A 14900-nucleotide genomic window follows, 5' to 3' on the forward strand; every position below is an offset into this window, starting at 1 on the left:
TCAAATCTTAGTTCTGACTGGCTTTGATGAGGATATCTCGAGTCACTTCGTAGACTTTTTGCTGCCGCCCAGCTAAGTCCTCCAGCTCTGATTTTAGATCAGGACTTTGCACTTGGCCAATGGCATCCTCGGCTTGGTCCAATTGCTTCGCTACCGATTGGGTCCGGCGGTTGATTCGAAGTTGAAGAGTCTTCAGGAGCCTCAGCTCTGCCAAGCTATCGACGAGGGGCTGATCTTTGGGATCCTGCTGTTGCCCCTGTTGCATCCCCGGCATCTTTTTCTCCTTTTCCTCTCGGTTCTTCTGAACCTGCTTGAGAGACTCCAGGAGCTCCTCGAGCCCAGCGATGACTTCCTCCTCAAGAGCCTGGGTGGACTCGGAAACATTCCCGCCGACCAACCGTTTGGCGACCTGCTGGCAGTCTCTCACGATCTGTTCCATCGCTTCAGGAAATGCCGTGCTCGATCCCTCATCTTGCAGCAGAAGCAACGCTCGCTGCCCCTCCATCACAATTTTCCCTTGCTCAATCGACAGTTTATTGGACTGGATCTCTAAACTCCGATCCTTGGCATCCCCTGTCAGTTCAAAGAGCTTTTGCGTCTCGCTTCGTACTAACTTTTGCATTTCATTCATCTTGCGAAGTCGCGTCTCCAGATCCACCAACGAACGCTCGATCTCTTCCTCACGCAACTGGCGAAGGATTTTCTCAAGCTCCTCGACCGCATCACGCAATTCCTTCTCTGCCGCTTGCTGCTCCTCAACCGCCTCCTCTCGATTGTTATCCTCTAGCTTTTGCTGCGCCTGCTGCATCTTTTCCCTTGCTCGTTGGACCCGATTTCGAGCCCTCTCCTCTTTGGATTCGGGTTTGCTAGTTTCGCCATCCCCGGAGGATTCGGGGGCGGATGGATCCGATGGGTCTTTCGACTCGGATGGCTTCTGGGAGTCAGACGGTTTCTGGGTGTCAGATGGCTTCTGGGCGTCCGACGGCTTCTGGGTGTCCGATGGCTTCTGGGCGTCCGATGGCTTCTGGGTGTCCGATGGCTTCTGGGTGTCAGACGGCTTCTGGGTGTCAGACGGCTTTTGGGTGTCAGACGGCTTTTGGGTGTCCGATGGTTTCTGGGTGTCCGATGGCTTCTGGCTGTCCGATGGCTTTTGAGGGTCTGAGTTCTTCGGCTCCTGTGTGGATTGACCGGAGTCGGTGGACTCCCCGGTGTTCTTAGGTTCCGCCTGAGCTTCCTTCTTTTCCGAATCGGGATCTTGCAGGCTGGATTCGATCGCTTCGACCTGCTTGTTAAGATCCTTTTGATCGTTGCCGGCTTGCTTTAGGTCTTGTCCGGCCTCGGTGCGCCCTCGCAGGGCGCGCTGGATGCTCTCGATGCGTCGCAAGTCATTGAGAATCTCCTCGAGCTTGGCTCGTTCGTCTCGGATCCGCGAAGCTCGGTTCTCGCTCTGAAGCAGTTCAAGCAATTTTTTGAGCGTGTCGTGCGCAGACTCTTGTTCTTGAATCGCTTTGGACAGCTGCCCCTTTGCAATCAACTCTGCGGCGGAATAGAGCCTTTGGCGGGTTCCAAGCTGCTTGCTGAGCTGTGCTGCCTGCATCAAAAGGCCTGCGTGGGTAGGATTCGAAACCGCCTCCAATTCGCTCATGCGCAAGAAGAGTTCTTCCAATTTCTGGAAGCGTTGAACCAGTTGCTTTTGTTTGGTTTCAAGCCCTTCTGCCTCGCTCGGTGCTTGCCCGGGAGGTTGCCCGGGTGATTGAGCGCTTGCAATGCCCGCCCAAGCAGCCAGAAAGAACGCCACGCCTAGTGCCAGGAGGGACAAGATCGAAGCGATCGGGTGCGTACGACGCAATCCGCTTTGATAAGGCACTTTGGAAAAGTCGACTGCGATCATTTCAACAACTCCAACGCCTTGCGGTCTTGGTTCTTCTTATGGTTTTTCGTCTCGTCCATCAATTGATCGCTGCTTTGAATGATATCGCGCAACATATCAATAATGGCCGTTTGGTCTTGGATCTCGAGCATATCTGCCAAGACAGCTTGCAGGCGGGACAGGATCTCATCGTTCTTTTTCATCGCGTCGACCACTTGCGTCGGTGAAGGATTCGGAGGTTCGGTCGCTTTGGAAAATGCCTTTTCCAGTTCGGCGACATCGCTCGAGAATCCCTTCCAAACACCATCGAGCATCTCTCTCAAGGGGGCTTGGATCTTTTGTTGCCAGCGTGTTCGTCGGTCGACGCTATCGATGCGATTGTTGATCAGTTCCTTGCTAATCTGCCCAATTTCTTTCTCAACACCATTTAGTTCCCCCTCCGACTTCGAAATTTGAGACATCGCCTGCTGAGAACGAAGCAATTGAATTCTCAAGACTCTGGAAGGGTCGTTTTCCACCTCCGCCTCCTCCGCACCCTCTGAGTCGGAGGCTGTCGGTGGCTCGCTTCGCTTTTGGATGTTCGAAAGCAAGTCTCGCAGCTGCGTGAGTTCGCCGATGATTTGCTCGATCCGCTTTCTCATCGCGGCTTCACGGCGATCGAGCAACAGAAGCAATTGGTCGGGCGTCACGACAGAAAGCTGCACCGTGTTGGCTTTTCCGAGATGGGGTTCGCTTACCAAATCGTAATAGTCCGAGGCGACCAAGGTGATTGCCAAGGATCCACCGGCTTGGATCGGCAGCTTTCCCGAGTCTTTGAGTTCTTTGCAATCGATCACTTTGGCGAGGCTACCATCCACGACGTTGGCGATATCTTCGCGAAGCGGGACACCTTCCCCATACAACGCCTCGATCCAAACCTCGCGAACGTCGTACTCATCCTTCACCTTCCCCTGGACAGGAATTGTCGCCACTTCGGTGATTGCCGTTCCGATACCATCGAGCACCATGTCAACCTGCGGTGGCTGATCGATCATGGAAGAAATAACAAATTGCTGCACCCGACTAGAACAAATTCCGTCTTTATCCCAAACGCGGAACTCTGCCAGGATGCTACTGTCGAGCGAGCCTAGCGGAATCGCCCAGCTTTCGGATGGAGCTGCATTCTCAAACGATTGTTCTGGCAGGCTGCTATTGGCTAGCTCGGTCGATTTGACGAACACGTAATCGCATCGCTCAATCGGCTTGTTGGATGTTAAGATCAACTCCAGCACCGAGCCTTGAGGGAGTCGCAACCCTGTTTGGTAGGGGAGTGTCTCCTCTCCCCATCTCGTCTGGGTCGATCGCTGGAGGTACGGAGGGTATTTGACTCGAACCTCCGCTTTGGTAATCAACGGCGCATCGACCGCTTGGAGTCGCAAGTCCGCCAAGCGTGCATCACCGCCGACAATACTCAGAGTGAGAGATTGATTGATGGATTCGAGAGGTGGCCCGTCGAGAAGAAAGCCTTGTTGTTGGTCACTGGCTGCGACGCGTCGCATGTTCGCGCGGCCGCGGTTACCCTCTTCGTCCCGATAGTAAACGGTGCAGAGGTCGGGAACTCGCTTCGCATCCAGGGACGCATAACTCTTGAGGACGCCCGATTGGCCTTTGGGGATCGCCACACTGTTCTCAACGAATGGGAGCAAATAGCGTCCACGAGCTCCTCCACCTGTAAAGCTGGGGACCTCAAACTCGATGCCTGTAACTCCGAGCACGACGCTTCGCGGCCAAGGAGCGTTCGATAGGGCGAACCACCGCTTGCTCCAATGCGCTGTCCATTGAGGATAGATCAATCCCAGGCTTAGGGAGATAGCAAGCACGGCTCCCAGGGCAATCATCTGCAATTGCAGAGGGCGTGTGCGAACCAGATTTGCGATTTCAACGGTGGAAATCTGGTCCAGGGCGCGCTGGCGTGCTAATGCCAAAAACCCAAGCCTATGGGGGTGAGCGTCGCGTTCCTCGGTCCGGATCGATGCCAATTCGCCGCGTGCAGGTCTGGTCGCTTGCACGGTTGTGATCAAGGCGCTTTGGAAATTGGGATAGCGTCTCTCGATGAGAAGGGCGATCGCGTCGTCCGACCATCGTACCAACCATCGCCGCCAAATTTGTTGGTACGCGATATAGATCGATCCCAACACCAGCAGAACCAACATCCCAATGCGAACCCATCGCGGAGACTCGGCAGCCCCCATCATGGCTGGTAAATAATCGACGAATCCAAAAAGCCAGAACGCGGTGAAACCCCAGATCAGCCACTGGACCACGGCTTGCGAAAAAACGAATCGACCGAGCAGGCCACGGACCGCATGCAAGGTTTCGCGGATTGGAACCGGTAACGAGTCGAGGTCGGAATCGTACGAAGGACGGAATACTTTAGGTGCGGTAGACATATCGATTATGGTAACCGATTCAACCGCTAGTTGGTAACCTGAACACGTTTGTTCATGACCCGCCCATCGCCGATTTGCTCGCATTGCAGCCAGATCGTACTCCCGGTTAGCTCGCGGGCATCGTCGAAGACAAATATACGGCGCGCTCTATCGGTCAGGTTGGCGATCTGGGTGCGTTGCCGCGTCCGCCCGGGAATTTTTACATAGCAATCGAAGCTTCCCGGTTTTCCCCCTCGATTGATGGCTTCGACTTCCACGATGAGTTCTCCGTCAGAACCCACGCTGTAGCTGACTTCGAACTCGAATTCATCGCTGCCAATCTGCAATTCATCCTCCGCAGTGATCGTGACCGGGCCATCGGGGCCTTCGATCGAAGCTACGATTTCGATCGGTGCGGGGCCTGTATTGGCATAGGGACTGAGTCGAACGGGGATGGCCACCTTTTCGACGCCGTTGGCTTCGACTTGGAATCTTTCGGCGGCTTGGTCCTCCATCAATGCATTGCAGACTGGCAACAGTGTTCCGGAAACGGAAAAAGGAAAAGGATTTTCAAAACGTACTTCGATGAATTCTTCCCGGCCCACCACGACGTCTAGTTTTTGAGTTTCGATGGCCATACCCATTCGCCAGCGGGCGGCGTGAAGGTCAATCCCTTCGATGACGACGGGCCAATCCCGAATTTCGATCGACTGAATGGGCCCCAACGACGATTGTTTGTTGTCGACAGGCACCGTTCTCCCCCACAAGTCGCGAGCTCGAATGTTTCGCCCCAGATAGAGATTGGCCTGCACATTTTGAGGGCCCCAAATCAGTAAACAGGCCTGATCGTCTCGCACCAATACGGCATTCCTACCCAAACGGGCAGTCGGAAGACTCCCAAGGTTTTGAACGCTAGCGAGCGTCGCAGTGAGATTGCGAAACGGGATGAACATTTCCAAGGGCCCACCCGCGGAGGACAGGATGGAGGCCTCCTCGGACGCAGGATCGAATGCCCATGCGATTACCTGCCCATTCCAAGGGGATTCGGTCAGCATCACCATCCGTTCGGTCAAGTCGCGTACTCGCGTCTCAAGACCGTATTGCTTCTTAGAAATGGGCGTGATGGACAACCAAGGGAGAGATGGCCGCAAGGAATCGCTTTGCCGTTGGGTCAATAGTCGTTTGGTTTCGGAACTCGACATCGCTACCGGAGTATGAAGCTGCCAAGTATCGATGCTGGGTGCATCGTCCATCTCCACAACGGGATTGTGCGCCGCGATCAATTGAACATCCTGCCCAAATCGCTTCACTGTCTTTTCGATCGCATCCAACGAAGGTTTGAATCCTGGGCTGCTAGCAAAGTCCGTTTCATCGTCCCAGCCCAATTGAAAATGAACCAGTCGGGAGCACATCGATTGAATGACCGGATCGAGATAGGTTTGCGTGAGATTGGGATCTTCTAATGCGCTCGCCGTATCGGCCGCTTTCAATCTGGGAAAGAATGAGATGAGCGATGGTGGCGGCGTCGAGATCACACCGACGCATCGAATTCCCGAGCTTTGAAACTGATCGATGCGCGAGGCCAGTTCCGCTCCAGCCCCTGCGTCGCGAGGGTCGAACCATATCGGCAGTTTGATCCTGCCGACGTGCATCTCTCGCAACAACTCCATCCATCGAGTCTTGTCCACCGATCGATCGAACGGGACGCGATCCTCAGGGATTGCCAATCCGATTTGGTTATTGATCAACCCAGTTTTCGTATCGGTTAAAACGACAAACCGATCGATCAATTCAAAGCGATCCACCCGGCTTCTTTCCAACTGCGTCCGGACTTCATAGTATCCAGGTTCGAGATCTTCCAACTCCCAACTGCATTCGCCTTTCCAGCGATCTGCTCGACCGAGCCCTCCCGATTGCGAGGCATGGACCGAGGAGCCATCGAGAGCTACCAAATGAGAAGCCTGTGCATTGGGGCTCGAGAGGGGATTCAACACCTTCGTTGCTCTTCGAAGAACCTGACCGGTGTGATCTTTTAATTGCAGGTCTAATGTGGATTGCTTCTCCGTCATTCCGGTTGCGGTGCACTGCACCGTTACCTTTTCACCGGCGAGGAAAAGCCCCGATGGCTTGTTGACCTGCAATGCGATGCGTGGCGATCGCACCAACTCAATCGCATCGACTCCAAATTTGCCCCGAAACGCTTTCGAATTCAAAGGTTCGACACGGAGCCGAATCTGAGCAAATGCCACTCTGGGGTCAAAGGGGTATTGATCGTTGGTCGTTAGAGATTGCCAATTCTCAACCCCTCGAAGCGCGCGAGTGGAACGCTCGAGAACAACATTGCGATCGCGATCGTGCAGTGTCAATGTTGCGATCAGCTCGTAACCCATGTCCGGATCATTGGCCATCCCCTGGCAATGGATCCCGTATACCGATTCCCGCTCTACTGGAAGAAGGGGAGAAACAATCTCGGCAGCCCCTCCATCCATTTGGAACTCGATGTAGGGATTCAGTACCGACCACTCGAGCCACTGATCAAACTCTTTAGGGGTGGATTCCGGAGTGATTTGCCAGGGAAATCGTTTCAGCTTCCAAGCCAGCGACCACTGCGAAAAAGTCCTTCGAAATTGCTCAATCTCCGCAAGCTCTTCTTTGGAGGTGGCGCGCCGCGTGATCCCAATCGAAAGGTACTTGGGGTAACGCACTCCAGTCCGTCTGGTCCAATCATCCGGCCAGCGATCCGCCTTGGCGTCTTCATTGGCTCCAAAGTCCCAACGATGCACCACATCCAGCTTGCTCTCCGCTGCATCGAGGTCCTGCGAAGGCAAAATGCTTCCGGAAAAAACAGAAGCAGCAGCGAACCATCCCAATCGCATCTTGGCACTCTGGCAAGCAGAGAGGATACTTGATCGAACCTTCGATTGCATTTGCAGCCGAGGTGAGGCTTTCCTATTTCGCAAGACACGAGGAATCATTTTGCCAGGACTACGTGTTGGAATTCAACTCTCCGGATTGAAACTACCCTTCAAGCAAGCATTGCACGCTGCCGCACGAATGGGAGTCGATGGAATTGAAATCGACGCACGATACGGACTGCGACCTTCCGAAATTGTCGGCACAGCGCTGCGGCAAATTCGGAAATTGCTTGAAGATCTAAATTTGCGAGTCGCATCGGTTAGGTACGCCACCCGGCGAGGTTACGAATGCGAAGACGAATTGGAACGCCGAATCGCGGGAACAAAAGAAGCGATGCGCATGGCCTACGATCTCGGCGCGAACGTCGTCGTGAACCACTGTGGCAATATTCCGGAATCCCCCGAAGATCTATCCTACACGGTACTCCGAAGTGTTCTAACGGACCTGGGGAACTACAGCCAACGCGTAGGGGCCTTTCTGGCTTGTGAAACAGGCTCTGAACCCCTCGATCGCCTTGGAACCATAATCGATTCCCTTCCTGAAGGCTCGGTCGGCATCACCTTGAACCCGGGCAACCTGCTCGTCAATGGCTTTGATCTTCAGGCCTTGCCGCAAGTCGCAAAACACGTGATGCTGGTCCATGCAAAGGACGGCGTGCGAGATCGTTCGCGCGGACGCGGTTCAGAGGTCGAGCTGGGGAGGGGGATGGCGGAATTTCCCGAAATTGCTGGGACGCTGGAGGAGCAACACTTCAATGGCTATTACATTGTAGAGAGGGATAACCCGCGTAACCCATTGGAAGAGATCGCGACCTCTGTTGAGTTTCTCAAAAATATGTGACCTTTTGATTTGCTACTCGTGCGCGCGACGAAGCCGCAACCTCTGAACGCTTTCCATCTTCAGACCGCTAAGGAACTTTTCGATGAAATCCATGTTTTGGTCTAGTTTGATTTTGGCAACGTTGTCCGTGTCATCGTTCCTCATCATCCCACGCGATCCATCGACCGCGCAAGAACGCGCAGCACAAACGAAGCCACCGATCACTGAATTCGAAGAGTACCTCAGCAATTCAAAACTGACGGGAGTCTTCACCATCGATGGCAAGCCCCTGGAGAAACTGGAAGCAGAAACCTACGAGATCAAGTCGGCGAAGAAGCTCGATGGTTACGATTCTCTTTGGGAAATCGTCGCGAGAATCAAGTACGGTGACAAGGATATCGAGGTCCCTGTCGAGCTCAACATTGAGTGGGTCGGCCGGACTCCGGTCATGGTTATGGACTCGATGGCGATCCCGGGACTGGGTACGTTCTCTGCCCGCGTCCTCTTTCACGATAAAAAGTACTCGGGGACTTGGAAGCACGACAACCACGGGGGCCATCTTTTCGGCCGCGTCGAAAAAATGGATGCCAAGTGAAGCAACTAGGTTCAATCTCGTCCTTCACAATGCCGAAGCGAATTACCTTGTATTGAGAAATGTGTTGCAAACCTAGGTTTGCCTTGGGAGTGTGAAGTCGATGAAGGTTGTTTTGTTTTGTGGCGGACTCGGAATGCGATTGCGCGAGTACTCGGAAGCAATCCCGAAACCTCTCGTGCACGTTGGCAATCGCCCGATTCTTTGGCACATCATGAAGTACTATGCCCACTATGGACATAAGGACTTCATTCTGTGCCTGGGTTGGAAAGGGGAACTGATCAAGGAGTATTTTCTGAAATACAACGAGTGCCTGTCGAATGACTTCATCATCAGCGGTGGCACTCACTCGGTCGAACTGCTTTCTCGCGATATCAATGAATGGCGCATTACTTTTGTCGATACGGGGATCACCTCCAACATTGGACAACGATTGAAAGCAGTGCAAAGCCACCTAGAGGGTGAACAAACGTTTCTCGCCAACTACACCGATGGACTCAGCGATGTCCCGCTCCCGCAGTTGATCGACTGCCATCGAGCCAATCAAGCCACAGCGACGTTCATGGCCGTTCGACCGGTTCAAACGTTTCACTGTGTCGAGGCAGATGAGACAGGCGCCGTTTCAGATATCATCGCAGTTAGCGAATCCGACCTCTTGGCGAACGCAGGCTTCTTTGTCATGGAAAATGAGATCTTCGACGTGATCAAAGAGGGTGAGGAGATTATCCCTGCCCCTTTCCAACGCTTGATTTCACAGCGAAAGCTCTACAGCATGCACTATCCAGGCTTTTTCGCTTGCATGGATACGTTCAAAGAAAAACAGATGTTCGACGACTTGCATGCCCGCGGCGAAACGCCATGGGAAGTCTGGCGATAATAGATCCCCTTCGAGCGAAATATCCCTGGCCTGATCGCAGTCCACACGCTCTAGATCACAAGACGAGAATCCAATGAAGTGGCCCCCCCTACGCTCCGTGTTGTGCTTGGGAGCGCATGCAGACGATATTGAAATCGGCTGCGGCGCAACGTTGCTCGAACTTCAACAATCCCAACCCGATGTCAAATTCAATTGGGTTGTGTTCTCAAGCAATCCAGTTCGTGCCGCGGAAGCCGACTCGAGCTTCAATGAGTGGATCGGAGAGAAGAACCGAGGTGAACTCCAAGTTTACTCGTTCGAGGACACCCTTTTTCCAATCCAGCGACGGGAACTCAAGGAACGCTTTCAAGCCATTGCGAAAGGGACGTCACCCGACCTGATCTTCACGCACCGAATCGATGACGCACACCAAGACCATCGATTGGTCGCAGAGCTTACTTGGAATACATTCCGCGATCACATGATTTTGGAATACGAGATCCCAAAATACGAAGGCGATCTGGGGAAGCCAAATGTCTTTGTCCCCATCTCGGAATCGAATGCACTTCGCAAGCTGCAGGGGCTTATGCGGCTTTATCCTTCGCAGCACGAAAAGCCTTGGTATAGCACGGAGACCTTTCGGGCTCTCATGTCGATCCGCGCCGTAGAGTGCCGTTCGAGCAGCGGTTACGCGGAGGCGTTTCATGGAAGAAAGATTACGCTTTCACCCTGACGGCCTTCTCTCGCCATGACGTATCCGTCCGGGGAATCGAGCGACCGTCTGGTATCGTATGCGATCAACGGGTGGCGGTGGTCGTTATCGCAATCCTTATCGAACTCAGCACCCCACGATGCGCTCGACTCGAATGACCGAGCAACAGAGTCGATCGATAGACGATGAACGTTGTGTCTTTCGTGGTTGAAGGATTGTGCTGTTGTTAGGGATGTTCCGATAGGGGCATGAGTGCGGGTGCGAGCACGAGCACGAGTACTAGCGAGGGTGCGAGAACGAGAACGAGAACGAGAACGAGAACGAGAACGAGTACGAGTACGAGAACGAGTACGAGTACGAGAAAGAGGAAGAGGAAGAGTGCTAGAGGAAAGGGGGAAGGTTAGACAACTTTTATTTACCGAAGCTAAAGCCCTTCGAACCGGTTCTCATGCGAGCTGAACTGCTCGATGACGAAGCGCTGGCACGAGCTCGCGCGCTGGAAACTGCAGTTTTGTGATAGTCGTTTGGACTCATGGTCGTTCCACGGAAATCCGGGCGAGCCCCCGCATTGGGACCGCTGTAATAACCGGATTGACGATTGAGCATAGACGCGATGAGATAGCCAGTGAGAAAACCGCCTGGACGATATCCATAGGGACGATGATGCCCATTGTTGTCCGATGCGACCAATCGCTGGTTGTCGGGATCAATCGTGACCGTGAACTCCTTTGCCTCACCCGCATCCTGAATGTTATTAAGATTCGGATCCTTGAATCCGATGATCTCTCCCCCAGGCGCCATGGCGACACCCACTGGAGATGCCATGACCTGCAGTTTGTTCAACTCTGCCGCGTATCGCTTTAAGAACTCCGCTTCTTTCGCAGGGTCTTGTTGGACCGGAACCGTAGCGACGGTACCCTCGATGGCACTGTTCGAATTGGTTTGGCTGTCCGAATTGGTCGGGCTGCCGGAGTTTTCCTCGCTTGGATTCGCTGCCGCGACGGTGACCGCGGTGCCCCCCGCACTATCGGCTTTTTCTGCACTGTTGGCTGCATCCGCCGTGATTGCTGCATCCGCGGTGGCAGCCGAAGAAGCAGCCGACTCATCGAGCACTGTCGCCAAAGCCTGCAGGACTTTGTTGAGATCGACGACATCCACCGAGGTTGTCGAGGCACAACCTAACACGAGCGCGGCGGGAACAAGGAGTAGAATGGCTTTGATTTTCGACATAGTTCATTGCTCCCATGGATGGAACAAAATAGAGGGCATTCGGGAAGCTTCTTTGCTTCCCTGGATTATAGCAGAGAGGTAGTCTGCAGGGTGAATTAACTTGCTGACTGCTTCTCAGGATACTTGATGCGGCCGTGATAAATGGCGGTCAGGCTCTTGGTAAGAGATGTTTTGATCAGCTCTAATTCTTTCAGTGTCAACGCGCATTCCTCGAATTGCCCATCGAGCAACTTTTTCATCGCAATCTGCTCGACCAAGTTCTGAAGGCGCGATGGGGTTGGCTCTACCAAAGCTCTCGAAGCGCTTTCCACCGCATCTGCCAACATCAGAACAGCGGCTTCCCGTGTCTGAGGTTTGGGACCAGGATAACGGTATGTGTTTTCCGCGACTTCAACGGCGTGCGGATCCTGTTCGCTTTTCTTCGTCGCCATCCGGAAGAAGTACTCGACCAAAGTCGTGCCGTGATGCTGCTCGATGAAATCGATGATCCGCTTCGGGAGCTTATGCTTGCGTCCCAAGTCAGCGCCATCCTTGACGTGTGCGATGATGATGAGAGTGCTCATTGCGGGTTGCAATGTGTCGTGCCGGTTTGCACCTGGGGTTTGGTTCTCGACGAAATAATTCGGCTTGAACATCTTCCCGATGTCGTGAAAACAGGCCCCGACGCGGACAAGCAGTCCGTTTGCCCCAATGGCCTCCGCCGCCGACTCAGCCAATGCCGCCACAGAAATGCTGTGATTGTACGTACCTGGTGCTCGCTGGGCCAATTGCCGAAGAAGCGGATGACTCATGTCGCTGAGTTCCAATAGACTTAAATCGGTTTGAACATCGAGGAGACGTTCGAACACCGGGAGCAAACCAGCCATGAGAGGTCCGCATGCGAAAACGATCACGGCCTGCCAAGCAGCTTCGTTGATCAAGCGAACGGGGAATAAGCTGTTGGTAAAGGTTTGGATCCCGCTCATCGCTGGCCCATCGGTGATCACTCCCCCCGACTGCCCGGTCATCACGCCGAGTCCAAGTACCGTAAAGAACACAACGGTCGCGACTCCTAGCCCTACATAAATGAGACGGGTTCGGTTTCGAATCCGCCCACACAATAGGGTGGCTGCCGCTGCAGCGCTGGAGAGCACGATAAACTCGGACAGATCGACCCGAGAGCAGAACGAAATCAACAGGGACAGCGCCGCCATCAACATCAAAGATGTGGGGCGACCGAATGCAATCGTGGCAACGATGGCAGTGAGCGTGACAGGGGCAACTTCGGCTCGCAAAGGATCGCTCGCGGCTAATACCGACAGAATCACACAACCCAAACAAACCCCGAGGACTTGGGTGAGTTTGATCGTGTCGGTGATAAGGGTTCGATCCAATGACTGATAGATAAAGAAGCCTACCAGGACATACAAAGCAGTGATCAGACCACAAAATGCAGCAAGCCTTTGAAGTCGGAGTTTCCAATTGAGCTTTGAGGTATAGGCAGCGTGCTCTGCCCGGAGAAGTGCGATCTCCTTCTCGCCGAGCATCTTGCCAATCGGCACGATCGATCCGAAGTTCGGATCATAAGAGACCATCGCGGGCTTGACCGCCGCGATCGCTTCCTGCCTCGCCTTGTTGCTTCGGTCGGTGTTGAGCGTCAACGTTTCCGGCAAATTGAGCGAAAGATAATTGTAAACCAATTGGGCCAAGGTCTTTGATTCCTCGTTGGGGAAGAGATTTCGAATCTCTCTTATCAAAGATGTTCGCAAGGAATTGTTGAGCTCAGCAAGCCTCACACGCTGCACTTCGACGTCGATGTGTTGGTTTTCGATGCCAGGTTTGATGACTCGAATGTAACGCTGATTCCCCAATTCCAAGTCATGCGCCAATGTTTTGAGTGTACCGGTCTCGAGAATGGGATCGAGGACTTCTCGCATCGCCGATGTGTACTTCGACCAATCGGAGGAGCCAGCAAGCGTTTTGTGGATCGCTTCCAATGCGGCTTCGTGCGGAATCTTCTGCGGCATGGGCTCACCATCCGACACTCCGAGCACATCAAGCAACGCGATTTGAGGCTTAGTCAGCGACGTGACATCGGGAACTTCATGAAGAGCTTGAAGGGTATCTCGCAGCGCTCCAGCCAGCTGTACGATCGCTTCATTGCGATTCTCGTAAACGCAATAGACTTCGCGTGCAGCCTGGGATTTCAGAACCTCCGTTTTGACTTCGTCGACAACTTGAAAGGGAACGCGTGCCAGAATGGATCGCTGCGGAACGAAGCCCTGGCGATAGGCAAAAGGAGGCTCCCAAGCTCTTACGAAAATAACAATTACGACCGCAACGGCGACAGCGATACCGAGCCTCCCAAGCGACTCCCAGGTTGCCGCTTTGGCAAACCAAGCCCTCCAGGGGTAGCGATCGATTCGCAAGTTCGCAGCACGCTCGCTGCGGGTTCTGGCATTCGTATTGGACACAGCAGTCAGTCTAAAGGATTAACGGTCGACCGGCGGGCTTGCCCTCGACGGGCGCGGGCCGGGCGATTGGGGGCTGTCGTACGCAGCGACGATTTTTCGAACGAGCGGATGCCGAACAATATCTCCCTCCGATAATCGAACGAAGCTAAGACCGGGAATTCCATTCAATCTCTGGACGGCGTCTCGAAGACCGCTGGTAGTCCCGGGTGGCAAATCGACTTGCGAAACGTCCCCGGAAACCACGATCTTGGAGCCTTCACCCATCCGTGTCAAAAACATCTTCATCTGCGCGACAGTGGCGTTTTGCGCCTCGTCCAATATAACAAAAGCTTGATTCAAGGTCCGACCTCGCATGTAAGCTAATGGAATGACCTCAATGACGTTTTGCTCCATCAAGTATTTGACTTGATCGAAATCGATCATCTCATTGATGGCATCGAGGAGCGGACGCAAGTAGGGATTGAGCTTCTCCTGGAGATCCCCAGGAAGGTATCCCAAACTTTCTCCGGCCTCGACCGCCGGGCGGACCAAGACAATTTTCCGGATAGCCTTGGCTTTCAACGCTTCAACCGCCATGGCAACGGCTAAATAGGTTTTGCCACACCCGGCCGGTCCGATGCAAAAAGTCATATCGTGCTGCCGAATCGCATCCAGGTAAGCAGCCTGCCCCTCCGTTCGAGGCTTGATTCGCCTGCCCGCGTTTCCAATGGCAACTTCGTTTTTATCAAATCCTGGCGAGGTTCGTTTGTCGGTCGACCCGCCCAACACATCGGCGACATCGTCTGGTCCCAATGAGCCTGTTCGAAAGACGCGATCTTTCAATCGCTCTAAAACTTCCGTCGCAATGCGCACCGACTCGCTCGGACCCGAGATGCGTATCTGTCCGTTGCGATGGGTAATCGCGACTCCCAATTGATTCCGGACCAACCGAAGATTGTTGTCGTTCGGGCCGAATAACTGAAGCGTTAAATGGGGGTCGGATAGAGTGATCGTTGATTCTGACATATGCTTTCCGGCGGAGACCGTCTCGATGTATGGTATGCG

General features: G+C 53.8%; 10 protein-coding genes. 4 read left to right on the forward strand and 6 right to left on the reverse strand.

All coding sequences use genetic code 11. The features are described from left to right. Positions 1-7 precede the first annotated feature (7 nt). From SH467x_RS00470 to SH467x_RS00480, 3 genes are read right to left on the reverse strand one after another with little or no spacing between them, the layout of a single operon-like run. Positions 8-1891, reverse strand: a complete 1884-nt coding sequence (locus tag SH467x_RS00470) for a hypothetical protein (protein ID WP_482369353.1) — start codon at positions 1889-1891, stop codon at positions 8-10. Then, positions 1888-4299: a hypothetical protein gene (locus SH467x_RS00475; protein WP_482369354.1), complete on the reverse strand. Its 2412-nt coding sequence runs from the start codon at positions 4297-4299 to the stop codon at positions 1888-1890. Before SH467x_RS00475 ends, SH467x_RS00470 begins: the two co-directional genes overlap by 4 nt. A gap of 26 nt (positions 4300-4325) precedes the next feature. Then, positions 4326-7253 carry a hypothetical protein gene (locus tag SH467x_RS00480; RefSeq protein WP_482369355.1) on the reverse strand — a complete coding sequence of 976 codons (2928 nt, stop codon included), beginning with the start codon at positions 7251-7253 and terminating at the stop codon, positions 4326-4328. Position 7254: 1 nt separating this feature from the next. On the opposite strand from SH467x_RS00480, the gene SH467x_RS00485 reads away from it, so the two are divergent. The 4 genes from SH467x_RS00485 (at position 7255) to SH467x_RS00500 (ending at position 10194) form a co-directional block, all read left to right on the forward strand. After that, on the forward strand, positions 7255-8034 hold the full coding sequence (locus SH467x_RS00485) for a sugar phosphate isomerase/epimerase family protein (protein WP_482369356.1): 780 nt from the start codon (positions 7255-7257) through the stop codon (positions 8032-8034). Between the two features lie 82 nt (positions 8035-8116). After that, on the forward strand, positions 8117-8608 hold the full coding sequence (locus tag SH467x_RS00490) for a hypothetical protein (protein ID WP_482369357.1): 492 nt from the start codon (positions 8117-8119) through the stop codon (positions 8606-8608). A 100-nt stretch (positions 8609-8708) separates the two neighbouring features. Next, the gene (locus tag SH467x_RS00495) at positions 8709-9482 is read left to right on the forward strand and encodes a sugar phosphate nucleotidyltransferase (protein WP_482369358.1); all 774 of its coding nucleotides are present in this window, start codon (positions 8709-8711) and stop codon (positions 9480-9482) included. A gap of 73 nt (positions 9483-9555) precedes the next feature. Then, the gene (locus tag SH467x_RS00500; RefSeq protein ID WP_482369359.1) at positions 9556-10194 is read left to right on the forward strand and encodes a PIG-L deacetylase family protein; all 639 of its coding nucleotides are present in this window, start codon (positions 9556-9558) and stop codon (positions 10192-10194) included. Positions 10195-10584: 390 nt separating this feature from the next. On the opposite strand, the gene SH467x_RS00505 is transcribed toward SH467x_RS00500, so the two are convergent. The 3 genes from SH467x_RS00505 to SH467x_RS00515 form a co-directional block, all read right to left on the reverse strand. Continuing rightward, on the reverse strand, positions 10585-11403 hold the full coding sequence (locus tag SH467x_RS00505; protein WP_482369360.1) for a hypothetical protein: 819 nt from the start codon (positions 11401-11403) through the stop codon (positions 10585-10587). Between the two features lie 95 nt (positions 11404-11498). Beyond that, on the reverse strand, positions 11499-13856 hold the full coding sequence (locus SH467x_RS00510; RefSeq protein WP_482369361.1) for an HD family phosphohydrolase: 2358 nt from the start codon (positions 13854-13856) through the stop codon (positions 11499-11501). Between the two features lie 18 nt (positions 13857-13874). Further along, the gene (locus tag SH467x_RS00515; protein ID WP_482369362.1) at positions 13875-14861 is read right to left on the reverse strand and encodes a PhoH family protein; all 987 of its coding nucleotides are present in this window, start codon (positions 14859-14861) and stop codon (positions 13875-13877) included. Positions 14862-14900 lie beyond the last annotated feature (39 nt).

The sequence above is a fragment of the Brakhagea slesvicensis genome (assembly GCF_052161625.1).
GTDB lineage: Bacteria > Planctomycetota > Planctomycetia > Pirellulales > Pirellulaceae > JBKCUI01.

Excerpts from the sequence above, each read along its gene's own strand:
- SH467x_RS00490 (WP_482369357.1), top strand. The coding sequence starts at position 8,117 with ATGAAATCCATGTTTTGGTCTAGTTTGATTTTGGCAACGTTGTCCGTG.
- SH467x_RS00505 (WP_482369360.1), bottom strand. The coding sequence starts at position 11,403 with ATGTCGAAAATCAAAGCCATTCTACTCCTTGTTCCCGCCGCGCTCGTG.
- SH467x_RS00500 (WP_482369359.1), top strand. The coding sequence starts at position 9,556 with ATGAAGTGGCCCCCCCTACGCTCCGTGTTGTGCTTGGGAGCGCATGCA.
- SH467x_RS00515 (WP_482369362.1), bottom strand. The coding sequence starts at position 14,861 with ATGTCAGAATCAACGATCACTCTATCCGACCCCCATTTAACGCTTCAG.
- SH467x_RS00470 (WP_482369353.1), bottom strand. The coding sequence starts at position 1,891 with ATGATCGCAGTCGACTTTTCCAAAGTGCCTTATCAAAGCGGATTGCGT.
- SH467x_RS00495 (WP_482369358.1), top strand. The coding sequence starts at position 8,709 with ATGAAGGTTGTTTTGTTTTGTGGCGGACTCGGAATGCGATTGCGCGAG.
- SH467x_RS00480 (WP_482369355.1), bottom strand. The coding sequence starts at position 7,253 with ATGATTCCTCGTGTCTTGCGAAATAGGAAAGCCTCACCTCGGCTGCAA.
- SH467x_RS00475 (WP_482369354.1), bottom strand. The coding sequence starts at position 4,299 with ATGTCTACCGCACCTAAAGTATTCCGTCCTTCGTACGATTCCGACCTC.